13 protein-coding genes are annotated in these 14,521 nt (G+C 45.7%); 8 read left to right on the forward strand and 5 right to left on the reverse strand.

Features of this window, described 5'->3' with window-relative positions:
• Positions 1 to 43: 43 nt before the first annotated feature.
• Together LEP1GSC047_RS12825 and LEP1GSC047_RS12830 are read right to left on the reverse strand one after the other, a co-directional pair.
• Entirely contained in the window at positions 44 to 1,897 is a 1,854-nt protein-coding gene (locus LEP1GSC047_RS12825) for a SpoIIE family protein phosphatase (RefSeq protein ID WP_020988685.1), read from the reverse strand.
• A 215-nt stretch (positions 1,898 to 2,112) separates the two neighbouring features.
• Entirely contained in the window at positions 2,113 to 3,351 is a 1,239-nt protein-coding gene (locus LEP1GSC047_RS12830) for an alpha/beta fold hydrolase (RefSeq protein WP_020988790.1), read from the reverse strand.
• A gap of 105 nt (positions 3,352 to 3,456) precedes the next feature.
• On the opposite strand from LEP1GSC047_RS12830, the gene LEP1GSC047_RS12835 reads away from it, so the two are divergent.
• Positions 3,457 to 3,891, forward strand: a complete 435-nt coding sequence (locus tag LEP1GSC047_RS12835; RefSeq protein ID WP_081654375.1) for a hypothetical protein — start codon at positions 3,457 to 3,459, stop codon at positions 3,889 to 3,891.
• A gap of 8 nt (positions 3,892 to 3,899) precedes the next feature.
• On the opposite strand, the gene LEP1GSC047_RS12840 is transcribed toward LEP1GSC047_RS12835, so the two are convergent.
• The 3 genes from LEP1GSC047_RS12840 to LEP1GSC047_RS21670 form a co-directional block, all read right to left on the reverse strand.
• Positions 3,900 to 5,450, reverse strand: a complete 1,551-nt coding sequence (locus LEP1GSC047_RS12840; protein ID WP_010414152.1) for a glycerol kinase 5 — start codon at positions 5,448 to 5,450, stop codon at positions 3,900 to 3,902.
• A 196-nt stretch (positions 5,451 to 5,646) separates the two neighbouring features.
• Positions 5,647 to 6,066: a host attachment protein gene (locus LEP1GSC047_RS12845; RefSeq protein ID WP_020988647.1), complete on the reverse strand. Its 420-nt coding sequence runs from the start codon at positions 6,064 to 6,066 to the stop codon at positions 5,647 to 5,649.
• Positions 6,067 to 6,288: 222 nt separating this feature from the next.
• Complete coding sequence (locus LEP1GSC047_RS21670; RefSeq protein ID WP_155825671.1) at positions 6,289 to 6,441, reverse strand: hypothetical protein; 153 nt, start codon at positions 6,439 to 6,441, stop codon at positions 6,289 to 6,291.
• 112 nt (positions 6,442 to 6,553) lie between these two features.
• On the opposite strand from LEP1GSC047_RS21670, the gene LEP1GSC047_RS12850 reads away from it, so the two are divergent.
• The 7 genes from LEP1GSC047_RS12850 to LEP1GSC047_RS12880 all read left to right on the forward strand — a co-directional run bounded on the left by LEP1GSC047_RS12850 (position 6,554) and on the right by LEP1GSC047_RS12880 (position 14,471).
• Positions 6,554 to 7,309 carry a hypothetical protein gene (locus tag LEP1GSC047_RS12850; protein WP_010414155.1) on the forward strand — a complete coding sequence of 252 codons (756 nt, stop codon included), beginning with the start codon at positions 6,554 to 6,556 and terminating at the stop codon, positions 7,307 to 7,309.
• A gap of 67 nt (positions 7,310 to 7,376) precedes the next feature.
• Positions 7,377 to 8,006, forward strand: coding sequence for an HmuY family protein (locus tag LEP1GSC047_RS12855; RefSeq protein ID WP_010414158.1), 630 nt, complete (start codon positions 7,377 to 7,379; stop codon positions 8,004 to 8,006).
• Entirely contained in the window at positions 8,006 to 10,495 is a 2,490-nt protein-coding gene (locus LEP1GSC047_RS12860) for a TonB-dependent receptor plug domain-containing protein (RefSeq protein ID WP_020988741.1), read from the forward strand. The genes LEP1GSC047_RS12855 and LEP1GSC047_RS12860 overlap by 1 nt, the downstream gene beginning before the upstream one ends.
• A 59-nt stretch (positions 10,496 to 10,554) precedes the next feature.
• Positions 10,555 to 11,409 carry a heme/hemin ABC transporter substrate-binding protein gene (locus LEP1GSC047_RS12865; RefSeq protein WP_039934959.1) on the forward strand — a complete coding sequence of 285 codons (855 nt, stop codon included), beginning with the start codon at positions 10,555 to 10,557 and terminating at the stop codon, positions 11,407 to 11,409.
• Between the two features lie 32 nt (positions 11,410 to 11,441).
• Positions 11,442 to 12,536, forward strand: a complete 1,095-nt coding sequence (locus LEP1GSC047_RS12870) for a FecCD family ABC transporter permease (protein ID WP_238325575.1) — start codon at positions 11,442 to 11,444, stop codon at positions 12,534 to 12,536.
• Positions 12,533 to 13,399, forward strand: a complete 867-nt coding sequence (locus tag LEP1GSC047_RS12875; RefSeq protein WP_010414169.1) for an ATP-binding cassette domain-containing protein — start codon at positions 12,533 to 12,535, stop codon at positions 13,397 to 13,399. Before LEP1GSC047_RS12870 ends, LEP1GSC047_RS12875 begins: the two co-directional genes overlap by 4 nt.
• Positions 13,386 to 14,471 carry a hemin-degrading factor gene (locus LEP1GSC047_RS12880; RefSeq protein WP_010414171.1) on the forward strand — a complete coding sequence of 362 codons (1,086 nt, stop codon included), beginning with the start codon at positions 13,386 to 13,388 and terminating at the stop codon, positions 14,469 to 14,471. Before LEP1GSC047_RS12875 ends, LEP1GSC047_RS12880 begins: the two co-directional genes overlap by 14 nt.
• Positions 14,472 to 14,521: the final 50 nt, after the last annotated feature.

A 14,521-nucleotide genomic window follows, 5' to 3' on the forward strand; every position in this document is an offset into this window, starting at 1 on the left:
GTCTCCTTTTTCTCTCTAAAAATCATTTCTATCGGCACTTCGATTAAACGGCTGCGCGTTTTTCTTCCATCGATTCTTCCGCGCCTTTTCTTCGAACGAGTTCCTCCAATTTCTTCAGGGAAATTTTAAGATATTCGTTCGTAGGAGCGCTCTTCATACCTTGTTGAAGAACCTTGATCGCTTTCGGAGTTTCGTTATCCTTTAAATAGCAGCGCGCCAGTCGAAGGCTCGATTTAGCGTAGGTATGATCGATCGCCAAAGATCTTTTTAACGCTTTTTTTGCCTCCGGAATATTGCCCAATTCATAATATGCTCTTCCTAGTAAATATTGAATATGTTCAGACTCTTCTCCGCTGGTCCGAATATATTTCTCCAGAAATTGAACGCTCTTTTCGAAATTTCTGTCCCTATAATACATCTTACCGAGTAAAACCAAACTATCCTTGAGCGATTCATCCATCGAAAAGACCTCTAAGGCTTTTTCGTAAGCCATCTGGTCCTTCTTGGCCTTGGCCGCCGCCTTAGCTAACGAAAGCATCGTCTTAGCTTTTCCTAATTCAGGATTACATTGAAGCGCCAATAAGGAAACGTCGTCCCCAGTTCTCACATCTCCTTTGTATCTCTTAAACCTTCCGATTAAGGAACCGACTAAGTCGGCGACAAAGATCTTATCCCTTTGTTCTTCGATCGTGGCCTTTTCCTGGCGAATCCATTCGATGAACCTTTGATTTCCGAGTTCCTGACGTTGCTCGTTCTTTTGTTCGACGATCCCGTCGGTAGGAAGAAATAGGATATCGCCCGGCAATATACGGCCGTGTTTTTCCTCGAAATTACTGCGCTCCACTTCGAAGATTCCCAGCGGAACTCCGGCCGTGTCCAACTCTTCGACCCGACCGGTCGAATTATGAAAATGAAGCATTTTTTGATGGGCGGCATTCACGTAAGAATAGGTATAATCGCTATAAACTTTCAGAACGAATGCGGTAAAATACGTTCCGTCCGGAAGTTGCGGTCTAATCGATTCCCCTAATTCGGTTAACATTTCACCCAAACCCATACCGAGAGAGGTACATCTTTGAAACTGGTAATGGATCGACATGGTGACTAACGCGGCAGGAATTCCATGACCGGATACGTCCACGATGATCGCGGTAATCGAGTTCCCCTGGCGGACCACATTAAAATAATCGCCGGAAACCTCCGTCATCGGCTCGTAGTGAGTTCCGAAATGCAGACCGTTCCAAGGGAGAATATTCGTTTCCACGATTTGACTTTGAACGTTGCGACCCATCCGCATGTCCCATTCCAATTGCTTTAGGATCTGGGCCTCCCTTTCATTCGCATGGACGAGCCCTTGGATTAACCGGACACTCGTAATTGCAAGCGCCAGTTGAGATCCTAATGCTTCCAGAATTTCCAAGTCGTCCTCTCGGTAGAAAAATTCCGTATTGCATTCCACTGCAATGGTACCGAGGCAATCTTCCTTGTACATAATGGGCACGCACATGACGGCACGCGTGGTCTCCCCTTCGTCGATGTATTCCTGATGATGACTCAGATCCTGAATCAGCAAAGGCATTCTGGTTTTAAACGTAAAACCGGAATACCCTTCGTCCTGGGTTAGTCTGCGACGCGGAGGCTCCGTTTCTTGTAAAAAGCGGGACGGCACGAGAAACTTGTCTTTCCACATACGAAGGGTGGTATTATCGCACTCGAAAATATCTTTGCACAAACTGATTACGATATCGTAAAGATCCTCCTCCTTGTCCGCGTTTGCGAATTCCTTACTGATGTACAGAAGGATATCTATCTTATTCTTCTCCGTTAATCCACCGACGACCTTCCTCGCTCCACGAAAATTAACTACCTTTCTCTGCCCAAATTTGAGTTCTATCATAGTCGACCCTCTACGAATCGGATTTTTCGAAGATTCGCTTGGTTCTTTTCGAACAGTATGCAATTAGCGTACCAAGTTGTCAGTTACGCCGATATTGCCTATTTGATAGGTATATTTTCAGGAATTGTGCATAAAATAAGCACTTCCTATTTATAATTAGAAAGAGAAATGGTTATTAAAGAGAAAGGATGTTGATATTTAAGGAAGAATGAATCTCATCCCTGTCGAAGTTTTTGAAACTGGGTTCGCAAATTTCGGCGAATTTTTCCGATCCATCCTATTTTTTTTCGAGTTCCGTAAGTCCGTAGGAATATTTCGATTTTCGGAAAGAGATCATCCTCCGCTTTTTCAGCTAGCATAAGACAGCCATGGCCATAATCCTCCGAGGCCCCATTTTCCTTGGAGATAACCAAGAACTCCTTAATTTTGGCGCCGGCTCGTTCATACACGAATTTTACGGATTCCGGAGTCGCAATTGCGTCCTTTAACCCGGCGACAAACAAGCTCGGGACGGTGATTTCCTTTTGCAATTCGATATAATCGTAAAATCCGTTTAAGGAAATCATCCGCTTCGTTTCGATCCAAGACATGAGTTGCTCGATTACGCCCTCGCTGATATTCTCGATCGCGTTTTTCATCACTTTCTTAACCGTCTTGGGTTTGGTTGCCTTGGGATTATAAAGAATCTCGTCTATCGGAGTAAAAATTTCTCCGGCGATCGGCGCTAGCATCGACGCACCGAACTTTAGATCCAAAACGCGGCGCGCTCGAGGAAACCGTGAAAGTAATCCGATCAAACTCAGTCCTAGGTGGTTCAGATTTCCCGGTCCACCAAGCGAAACGAACGCGGCTATTTTATCCTTATCCGATTTATCGCAAATCCCGAAGAAAGCGTAAAGGATCATGGCTCCCATAGAATGGCCTATCCAACTCGCTCTTTGGCTTCCCGTCAGGGAAATGACTTTCGCGATGATTGCAGGAACGTCGTATTTTGCCATATCATCAAAGGTAAAATCCTCGTACCCGCTTCGACTCTCGTGATAGGAAGAACCGGCTCCACGCAGCGAAATCGAGAACACTTCGTATCCTCTTAGCTTTAAAAAATAGGGAAGCGAATGTCGCCTATCCAAATCGACTACGTACTTATTCGTAGCGATTCCGTGCACAACGATTACGGGAGCTAATTCCGGATTCGGCTGCGGAGGAATATGCCTATGCATCGCGATATTCCAGCCGTCCTTCGTACGCGCGAAGTGAACCTCGTCCGCGATATCTTCCTGACCGTACAAACGGGAAATCCAATCCAAAAGGAAGGGATAAGAAATTAAAATCGCGATCAAGAAAAGGGAAAAAAGGATCGCGAGAGACGAGGCAAATACTGCGAACGCGACGATGGCCAGAAAAGTAGTAACCAAGTACAAAGGGCCTCGGCGGTTTTTTAAAATTGCAATCACGATCCGAAAGCTTTTCCGGCAAAAAAGGAAGTGTCAAGTCTTCCCGAACATGCTTGCCCTGAATTTTCGCACGGATATAATGGCATCGGATTGTTTTTCCGACTCATGGATCGCAAGTTAGATTACAAATTTTATCGTTCTCCCTCCGGCTGGTATACCATGGTGATCCCGGGTCATTGGCAGCAAATCGTGATCGAAGGTATTCCCGCCTTTTTTGAAGAAAACGGCGCCGGCGCAATGCAAGTCTACGCGTTCGAAAATAAGGGGGGAAGTTTCAACGCGGAAGAAGAATTGGAGCGATATTTGGCGACCCATACTATCGTTTATGAAGCCGATAAGGCGGCATTTTTCGAGAACAACGAGGGTGGAAAAATCATCGCCTGCGAATTCTTAAAGGAAGACGGAAGGCATTGGATGGTCTATCTAGTCGCCGCGAAAAATAAGATGATTCTCGTGACGTATAACGGGGACGAAGAACCCACCGAGGAATTGGCGGAACATCTTACGGCAGTCGTCAGTTCGATTCGAGTCATCGAATAAAGATCTTCTCACTCGATTTTTAAGGTTGCATCGACCGCTTTTTTCCAGCGAACGAGTTTTGCGTTTCGCACGGACTCGCTCATTTTGGGTAGAAATACTTTGTACCCCTTTTGCAAGGTCTTTAATTCGGCTTCGTTTTTCCAAAAGCCGGAGGCAAGGCCGGCGATGTACGCAGCGCCTGTCGCCGTCATATCCGGTTCGGGCGCCCTTTTAACTTCCACCCGGCAAAAATCGGCAAGACATTGAAGGAGAATATCCGATTGCGATACCCCTCCATCCACCATGATTGCGCTAACTCGGACCTTGGTGTCTTCTTTGATCCCTTCCAAAATTTCATATAAGGATAAGGCGATCCCTTCCAATACGGCTCTGGCAACGTGTCGACGATGCGTTGCAAGAGATAATCCAAAAACGGAGGCTTTGGCCCTCGGATTAAAATGAGGAAAGCGCATGCCCGATGCGGTCGGAACGAATACGACTCCCTCCGTATCTTCAGTTTGGGAAGCTAATTCGTTTAACACTTTTGGGGTATCGGAAAGACCGATTCCCTTTCCCAACCAATCGATCAAGGTTCCCGCAGTTCCGATATATCCTTCCAACATATATTTCGGTTTTCCGTTTAACTGCCACGCGACTAAAGGAAAGAGCCCTCTCTTCGAAATCTTCGGTTTATCTCCCATATTCATATCCACGAAAGCCCCGGAGCCTTGGGAAATTTTTACGCCTCCTTTTTCAAAGCAGCAATGTCCATAAAGGGCCGCCATCTGATCTCCGATGACTGCATGAATTGGGATTTCCGAACCCCCGAAGAGCGAAGGGTCGGTAACGCCGAAATCGGCTCCCGTATCCTTTACTTCGGGAAAAATCTTACTAGGTATTCCGAAAATTAAACAAAGCGGAACGTTCCATTGCAATTGAAAGGGGTTGAACATTCCGGTGACTGTCGCGTTGGAGGCATCGGTTATATGTAGCCTTCCCTTCGTTAATTTATAAACGAACCAGGTATCCAGAGTGCCGAAAAGAATTTCGCCTTTCTTGGCTCTTGTTAGCAAGTCCGGATGAGTATCGAAAACCCACTTCAATCGAACCGAGGCATGATCGGTAGTAAATTTAAGCAGGTAGGTCGCAATCATCATCGGATGTCTGGTGATCGCTCCGGCAATTCTGGAAACGAGCTGGACGGTCTTCCAGAATTTATTCGCATTCATTTCGTCGGCCGTACTTACAGCTCTCACGTCCGCCCAGCTGATCAACTTGGTCAAAGGTTTCCCCGTTTGCTTATCCCAGAGAAGAAAAGAGCCCCGCTGGTTGCATATTCCGATAGCCGCGATATTGGAAGGGCTAAATTGCTTTTTTTTAAGAGCCTTTCCTAGAACCGATAATAAGGCCTTCCAAAGAACATCAGGATCGTGTTCGAGAGCACCGGGAGTTTTTAAGATGGGAGGAGTTTTTTCATATTGGCGTTCGACGATTCTACCTTTTTTATCGAACAGGATCGCCCTAATTCCGCTGCCACCGCTGTCGATTGAGAGAATGAATTTTTCTTTCGCTACGGCCATTAGAAACTTCCTTTCTTTTTTCGGGAAGAATCCTGGACATTCGCATCTCGTCAATGAAGGTTTTTATGATGAATGAAAATTATAACAAAGGAGGTGCGGGCAGTCTCATGGTATTAGGGTCACCGTCCTCGGAATCTTTTGCTATGGAAGAACCCTTAGACGGCGATCTTTAAATATCAACCTAAGCATTCAAATTTTAGGCAAGTACGCTCCTTAAATGTCCGAGTAGGCCGGACTCTTTTATATGAACAATATCCTTCGGCATCTTATGATAGATTTTCTCCCTCGATTTATCATCCAATTTGCCGAGTATCATTCCCATGAAGCCCGGTTCGGAAATTAAAATAAAATTGGAAAAGGAGTCCTTCTTCCTTTCTAAGTTTACAAAATCCGAAAGTTTTCCCGCAAAAGCTTCCGCCACTTTTTTTTTCGGTTCGTGAAAAAAATCAAAATCCGATCTGGAAGCCTGGCCACCGCCAGTGACTAGATCCGAATTTCTAAGTCTTCCTTCGGGATTCTCCATCGTTTGCAGCAGTTTCAAACCGTTAGTCGGTCCTTGGTATTCGAAAATTTTCGCCTCGCTTCGGTTTGCAACCACCACCCATTTTTTCTTCATACTGCACCCCCCTATTTATGAAACTCTTCGCTACCGAAAAGTTCGGAATTCGGCCCAATAGTTTTAACCGAATTAGAAGGAGCTAGCAATTACTTTTCCCAAAACCTTCTTCTTTCGTGAAGAAACTCAGAAACATATTTTGTTTAATAAAGGCGTAACGATCGTTTGGATAAAATATAGAGAACCTTAGAGCCGAAAGGATTAGAAAAACGAAATATGTTACTAATTGATAAAGTGGAATCTATCTAAACCAACAGCTCCCGAAACACAGGTTATTTTATCGAGAAATACCAATTCGCCTGCCTCGTAGAATGCCCGATTTTTGAGCAATTCTTGAACGGATTCCGTAATATCGCTTCTAAGAATCATTCTCATTATCTGTTGACAAATTTCCGCCTTCTTTATTTTTGATTTTGAGACTCATTCTAGATAAAAACAAAGAAGCGCGAATCCCATTAATGAGAATTGAGTCTCGATAGGAGAGAACATGAAACGGAACGCAACCAAGACGCCATTGACGATGATTCTAGGAATATCCTTCTTACTGAATTGCAACCAAAGCTCGAAAGAATCGAACGCTGCCGCTCTAATGCTCGCTGCCTTAAACGGCGCCTGCGTAGACGCTGCAGTGACAGCGAATGAGGTTGCGGAGACGCCAATCGCAGCGGGGATCAACACTTTCCAATTGATCTCCCTTCCCGCCGCAGGAGCAGCAAGACATTTCAGGATAGAAGGGGCATTGATCCAAGCCCTAAGCGGACACGGAACCATCTACCTGGCAACCGGATACACGGATGGTCTATCCGGAACTTCTTCCACTCCGACTACCGCTGCAGGAGACGGAAGACTGGTCGTGAACATCTACCAAGGCGGACCTATGGTTTACGCAGGTTATTCCGCGAGCACCGCTTACGGAACGGATGACGGCACTGCAACTCCAGCACTCGGAGGAACTGGAAACAGCCTCTTCTCTTCCTTCACTACTACTGCAAGCGATATTTGTTTCGATATCAGCGCAGACACCACTCCTAAGCTTACCGTTTGGGGAAGCGGCTACAAAGGAGCAAATTGTAAGAAGAGATGTACTCTTACCAAATCCAACGCTATCATCAATAAAGCGGATTGGCCAAGCGGAGCCGGGATCGGTTCCACAGGCAGCACTAGCACATATTACAAGACAGGCAGTTCCGCTTCAGGGGTAACTGCGACCAAGGTGGTAACGTATAGCATTACTGCGCTTTAAGGATCGCAATCGGTAGGTTTCGGCCGCCGACCGTCATTCTTAATTTTCGCAGAAGGAAAATTATATAATGAAAATAGTATATTCAATTTTAATTATTCTACTGGCGACTTCAACCGCTTTCTGCGGGCCTAGCACCGGAGAAGACGGCAGTCTTGCGATCTTAGCCGCAATAGCAGCAGGCGGAGGAGGATGCGTCAAGGCCTCCGGAGAAACGACCACAACGGGGTCCGGAACTTTTACAACGCAAGTAAACGCGACCGCAAGCGGTTGTTGGGCATATTTGGATCTAAAAGCAGGCGGAATAGAGACCACTCAATCCGGAACCTGGGATCTTAGATTCAAAAGATTCGTAATAGGTACAAATAGCGGGACTAGCGGTTCCGGAAACGGAGGGGCTTGTTTTAACGCGGGGGAAACAAGCTTATCCAACGTTACCGGCGGAGACTGCACTCCTAAAGTGGACCAACTCATGTCCCAAACCGGAGGAGGCGGATTCGGAACCGCAACTGAGAACGCAAGTCCTGCTCTTTGGGATTGGTACGATTATAACGGAACCTCTCATGTCCTCAAACCGAAATCAAGAGGATATCTGATCCAAGGCTCGAATGGAACTTCATTCTTCGGATTAGAGATGACGGATTATTATGACAATGCGAATACCGGCGGATTTCCCACATTTAAATGGAAGAGACTTTGATGGGAAAGATAAGACCCTCGTCGATTCCTAGAACTCTTTATTTAATCCTATTTTCAGGTTTATGTTTTTTAGGAGTTCCTCTCTTCTCCCAAGGAGAAGTTCTTCCGGGAAAAAAAACGGAAGAAAAAAAAGAAGAACCTGAAAAACCGAAAGTAAATCCTGAAATCGGAAAAGAGATCGGCAACGGGAACAACGAGAGAGGTTCCATTATCACAGTTACCGGTACCCGCAGAAAAGGTTTTCTGAAAGATTCTACGATCACCACGGAAGTGATCACCAGAAAAGATATTGATGCAATGGGAGCAAGAGATATCTCCCAAACTCTAGGTAACGTTCCAGGGATAGAAGTCCGTCCCGCTCAAGCAGGAGAGAGAGGGGCTACAGTCCGTTTACAAGGTCTTTCAGGACAAAACGTTCTGATCTTAGTGGACGGTCAGAGAACCACCGGGCGTTTTAGCGGTTCTATCGACTTAACAAGATTTAAAGCGGAAGATATAGAAAGGATCGAGATCGTAAAAGGTGCGTCGTCCGCTCTTTACGGTTCGGATGCGATCGCAGGTGTGATCAATATCATCACTAAGGAGCAAAGGGATCCTTACTCCGCGAATTTTAGGACTTTTATGGGAGGAGGAAATCCTCTCTATTACGGGACAGGAATGGAGCTCCATAATTACGCTTCCGCTGGGGTGCGAAAAGGGATTGTTTCGACTAACTTTACCGCAGGTTGGCATAGAGGCGACGGCTACGATCTGACTCCGGATGCTACCTTAGGCCCTAAGAATGGAAGGATAGAAAGCCTTTCCCCCAGCTATTCTCCTTTTCCTACGAATACTCCGCTTTGGACCAAACTGTATATCTATCTAAACAAACTACCGTATGAGGGCCCTTTAGAATCCACTTCGGGCAGCGCTTTCGAAGACCTGAACGTTTCCAACAAGACCACTTTCGATATCTCCGAAACTTTTAAACTAGGTTTCCAATTCTATTACAGATATCTAAACCAAAGTGCGGTGGATGCGGTACCTCCTAGAGGGGTTTACGATAGAAACAACAAAACCCACGACTTCATGGGTGCGGTCAATGCTGATTGGGAAATCGCCAAAACATTAAACTTAAACGTAAATGCGAACTACGCCAGATTTTTTGACACTTTCACGTACGACCAAAGAAAGTCGGATGCCCAAGACAAAAGGGAGAAGTTGGACAATGCAGTCACGGAAGTCCGGACGCGCTTAGACCATAAAATTGCGGACGGGCATGTGATCTCCTACGGCGCGGAAACCTTGATAGACCAATTCTCATCCGCCAGGATCGCCCCGGATTGTAAGAGAAATTTTCCTAATATCTGCGCGAGCGATATATTAGGAACTGATCCTTACCAGACCCAGAACGGTTATGCTCAAAGACAAAGAAATGCATTTTATGTGCAGGATGAATGGAGAATATCCAAGGCCCCCAGGACACAGATCGTGCCGGGTATCCGCTCCGATCACGACTCCATTTACGGAGGACAGCTACTTCCGAAGCTCGCTGTGCGTTATGACGTCACGGATAAATTCCGGATCAGGGCAGCCAACGGTTTAGGATACAGGGCTCCCAGCTTTCAGGATTTATATTATAATTTTATAAATCCTGGAGTCGGTTATAGAGTGGCGGGAAATCCGACCCTAAAACCGGAACTGTCCCGCAGTTATAACATAGGGGGAGAATGGGAACCGAACAAGGTATTCTGGTTCAGCTTTAATTTCTTCTATAATAATATCGATAATCTGATCGGCTTCAGGACCAACCCGACAAGAGATGCATCCGGATTACAGATCTATAATACTTCAAATTACCAAAAGGCTCTGACAAAAGGATTCGAATCCTCCGTAACTATCAGGGCCCACCAAAGCGTTTCCTTCGGCGGCGGTTATACCTACACGGACGCAAGGGACGAATTGACCAACCTTCCTTTAGAAGGAAGAGGTTATCATAGATGGAATGCAAATATACGTATAGATCACCTACCTAGCGGATTTAGCTTTTCCCTATTCGCGGTGATCTTTGGAAAACAAGCCTACTACTGTCAAAAAAATCCGCTCTGGTGCGATCCTCAATTGCCTACGGAACTATCCGCACTCAGCGCTCAACTTACCACCCAAGCAACGAATATGATGAACGCGTTATTCGGAAATATTCCGGGAGGTATCCAGGAATATTGCAAGGAAAGAAACCTATCTTACTGTACGACAGGACCTACTTACGGTGTGAGAATGGTAAATCCTCATACCAATTTGAATATTAGAGTTTCCCTAAAAATATTAGGGACTTTTGAAATGTTCGCAGGTGTTGACAATCTTCTAAACACGTTCGATCTTATTTATAATCCCCAAAAGCCCAGATTCTATTATGTGGGTATAGACGGACGGTTCAGCGTTAACCCCGGTCCGGCGGATTATTCCGCATCCCCCACGCCTTCCACCTCGCCTCTGCCGGGAATCCCGTAATGAAAGAATTTCAGATTTCGGACAGAGACAAAAAATATTTAAAAATTCGGAGAACCGATATGAAAAAGATCATAACATTCGCTTTGTTCCTTTTACTTCCCGCATCGCTTTTTGCGGAGAGCAAGGATCTTAGAATAGTAACTTTAAACGGAACCGTTTCGGAGATCGTTTTCGCCTTAGGAAAAGGTAAATTAGTAGTAGGTAATGATACTTCTTCTCTTTATCCGCCGGAAGCATTAGCGCTTCCTAAAGTAGGATACCAAAGGGCGCTCTCAGCAGAAGGCATCCTTTCCTTAAAACCCAATCTGATCCTTGGATTAGAATATGCGGGACCTCCCGAAGTAATAGAACAACTCAAATCTGCGGGCCTAAAGGTGATCATCTATCCAGGACTACCCGGGGTCGAGCCTGCGTTAAATAATATTCTTGCGATCGGTAAAGAGATCGGAGCGGAAAAAGAAGCCCAAAAGGTCGTACAGGATATCCGTAAAAAACAATCTAAAATTGCGGAGAAGGTCTCCAAATTAAGATCCAAACCGAAAGTTCTATTCGTTTATCATAGAGGAACAAGTCTTGCGCAAGTTTCCGGAACGGAAACACCTGCGGACGAAATGATCCGGCTAGGCGGAGGGATCAATGCGGTGGACGGATTCAAAGGTTTTAAACCGATCACTCCGGAAGCGGTCATCGCGGCACAGCCGGACATCATCTTAATCCCAAGCAGAGGTTTAGAAAGCCTAGGAGGCAAAGACGGAGTGTTCTCCCTTCCGGGCGTGAAGGATACCCCTGCCGGAAAAAAATCCAGAGTGATCGCGATAGATGATCTAGTACTTTTAGGTTTCGGCCCGAGACTTGGTCAGGGTATCGAGGAATTATTCGAATCCTTCCATCCTAAAGCGACTGATAAAAAATGATCGTGTCCTCTCCGGAAACTTCTTCCCCTGAAATGAAACGTACGGGGGAAGAAAGGAAGAAAAAAATAGGACGAAAAATCGCGCCTATACTCGTATACGCAGCGTTAACTGTCGGACTTTTCGGGATCGGGATACTTTCCCTCAAATTCGGATCCATACAACTTTCTAGCGAAGAGATCCTGAAAGTATTGATCTTAGGACAGGATTCCTTATCCGAGTTGGAGGTCCCACATTCCGTTCTAGTTTGGAATTTGAGAATGCCAAGACTCGTATTATCCATGTTAGTCGGTGCCTGTCTTGCATCAGCAGGAGTTTGTATACAGGGGCTATTCCGAAATCCATTGGTAGAACCTGGATTTATCGGAGTGAGTCCCGGAGCGGCATTGGCTGCATCCACTTGGATCGTATTCTCCGAAAAGATACTTACCTTCTTCCCTGCCGAACTGAAAGGAAAAGAAAGTTTCCTGCTACAGTTATGCGCCTTTGGTGGAGCTCTTTCCGTTTCCTTCTTCCTACATGTGGTCTCCAAAAGAGAAGGCGGAGGATTTTCCTTAGTGCTTGTGCTGGCAGGGATCGCGGTAAATGCGACCGTGGTTTCTCTTTTAGGATTTTTATCCTATCTCGCGGACGATGCACAACTTAGGAATCTTACCTTCTGGAGTTTGGGAAGTATGGCGGTTGCGAGCTGGCATAAAATTTATCTGCTCGGGTCCGTACTTCTGATCGTAACATTCTTCTTTCCAGTCTTAGCCAGAGGTTTGGATGCTTTGGCCTTGGGAGAAGCGGAAGCTTTTCATACGGGCTTCAAGGTGAAAAGGATCCGGAACCTTACCATCGTTCTCGCAAGCCTGCTAGTCGGAGTAAGTATTTCCATCTGCGGAACTATCGCATTCGTAGGTTTGATCGTTCCTCATATCCTGAGAATGATTTTAGGACCGGGTCATAAAACGTTATTGCCCGCTTCCTTATTCGGAGGAGCGCTTCTTCTTGCGATAGCCGACTTAGCGGCACGCACTGTAGCCTTCCCGTCCGAACTTCCGATCGGCATCATTGCAGCAGGGATAGGCGGGCCATTCTTCTTATTCTTAATCCTGCAAGCAAAACGTAGAGAAGGAGAATTCAGATGAGTCTAGTATTGTCGGACGTTTCCTTATCCAGAGGAGGAAGGTTCTTATTATCAGGGATCAATTTGAGTTTGTATCCGGGAGAACTTTTGATCCTGCTCGGTCCGAACGGAGCGGGAAAATCCACCTTGTTAAAATTATTCTCCGGAGAAATGTCCCCGGACAAAGGATTGGTACTTTTGGATGGGACCCCTCTGACGGAGTACGATTCGGACGATCTAGCGCTTCGCAGGAGCGTTCTCTCCCAAGAATCGGAGATCCATTTTCCTTTTATCGCGGATGAGATCGTTCGTATGGGAAGGTCCTGCTCTAAATTAAGAGTCCCTAAACCGTTAGAGGACCGGATCACGGAAGACGCCTTTCATGCGGTACATCTGGGGGAAAGGGAAAGATTCCAAACTTATAATAAACTTTCGGGCGGAGAAAAACAAAGAACCCAGATGGCAAGGGTCTTGGCCCAGGACAAGGAACCTACCCAAAGGGAAAGTTATGTTCTTTTGGACGAACCGGGAGCTTCTTTGGATCCGAACAGAATACATTCTTTATTAGAAAAAGCAAAACAGCTCAGTAAAGCGGGAAGAGGTGTCCTCTGCATCCTCCATGATCTGAACCTTGCATTGAGATACGCGGATCGGATTGCAGTATTAAAGGAAGGCAAAATACTAGCGGACGGAATCCCGGATAATATTCTGGAGGAGGAATTCGTATTGGAGCATTTCCGATTGAGAACTAAAAAAATCCCTTTCCCGGAAGGAGGATATTACCTTATCCCTCTAGGTCCCGCAGAACTCTCGGAACAACACACAACAAACGGCCTACACTATACATTGGATGCTAAAGGAGTGAAAGAAAATGTCCATCGCTGAATCGTTAGAGATAGAGAATATCATCAAAGACTGGAAACGGATCAAAGAAACACAACCTCGTCTTAGAATGAGAGAGATCGCTTCCCAACTCAAAACCTCGGAGGGCGGGCTATTGGCCGCTTCCCAAATCTCCGAAGCGGAAGGATTTCCTCAAGTTTCTTCCCTCCGAACCGATTGGGGAGAATTATTCGCAAAATTCGGAGAATTGGGACATGTAATGGTCCTCACTCGCAACGAGTCCTGCGTACATGAAAGAAAAGGAATATTCGAAAAAGTAAGTTCAGGCCCGGGGCATATCCTAGTCGTCGGAGCGGATATCGATCTCAGACTTTTCCCCGGAATTTGGAAGTACGGATTTACGGTGGAAGAGCCAAAACAAGATTCCATCCAAAGATCCTTTCAGTTCTTCAATGAAAACGGAGAGGCAATGTTCAAACTTTTCCTTACGGATAGATCGAACGTATCCGTTTGGGAAAGACTAAGATCGGAATTCAAAAACGAGTCTCCGGACTTCTCCCCTTTATTCTCTTTCGAAAACAAAAAGCAAACCGCTATCTCTGACAAAAAAGAACTTAAGCCGGAAACCGCGGCAGAATTCTTAAGCGATTGGGGAAAATTAGAAGACACCCATGAGTTTTTCTCTCTATTAAAAAAACACGATATTTCAAGGATCCAGTCCATGGAAATCGCCGACGGAAAATTCACTAAAACCGTAGAGACCAAAGCGGTATTAAGAATGTTGGAAATGGCTTCCTTGGACAGAACGCCGATCATGGTCTTCGTAGGGAATCCAGGATCCATCCAGATCCATACGGGGGAAGTCAGCAATATTAAGGTTTTGGAATCTTGGTGGAATGTGCTCGATCTTGATTTCAATCTACACTTAAGATCCGATCTGATCTCAAAGGTCTATATAGTGGATAAACCTTCTAAAGACGGAGTGATCCATTCCATGGAAGTATACGATGCGGACGGAGAATTAATCGTTCAGTTTTTCGGAAAAAGAAAACCGGGACAACCGGAAAGAACGGATTGGATGGAATTGTTAGACAAGGTGTCCAAGCCCGCTTAAGGATAGAGCGGTCGTTAGCTCTTTTAGAATACAAAGAGCTAACGAAGTCT

Source organism: Leptospira inadai serovar Lyme str. 10 (assembly GCF_000243675.2).
In the GTDB taxonomy this organism is placed as follows: Bacteria; Spirochaetota; Leptospiria; order Leptospirales; family Leptospiraceae; genus Leptospira_B; species Leptospira_B inadai.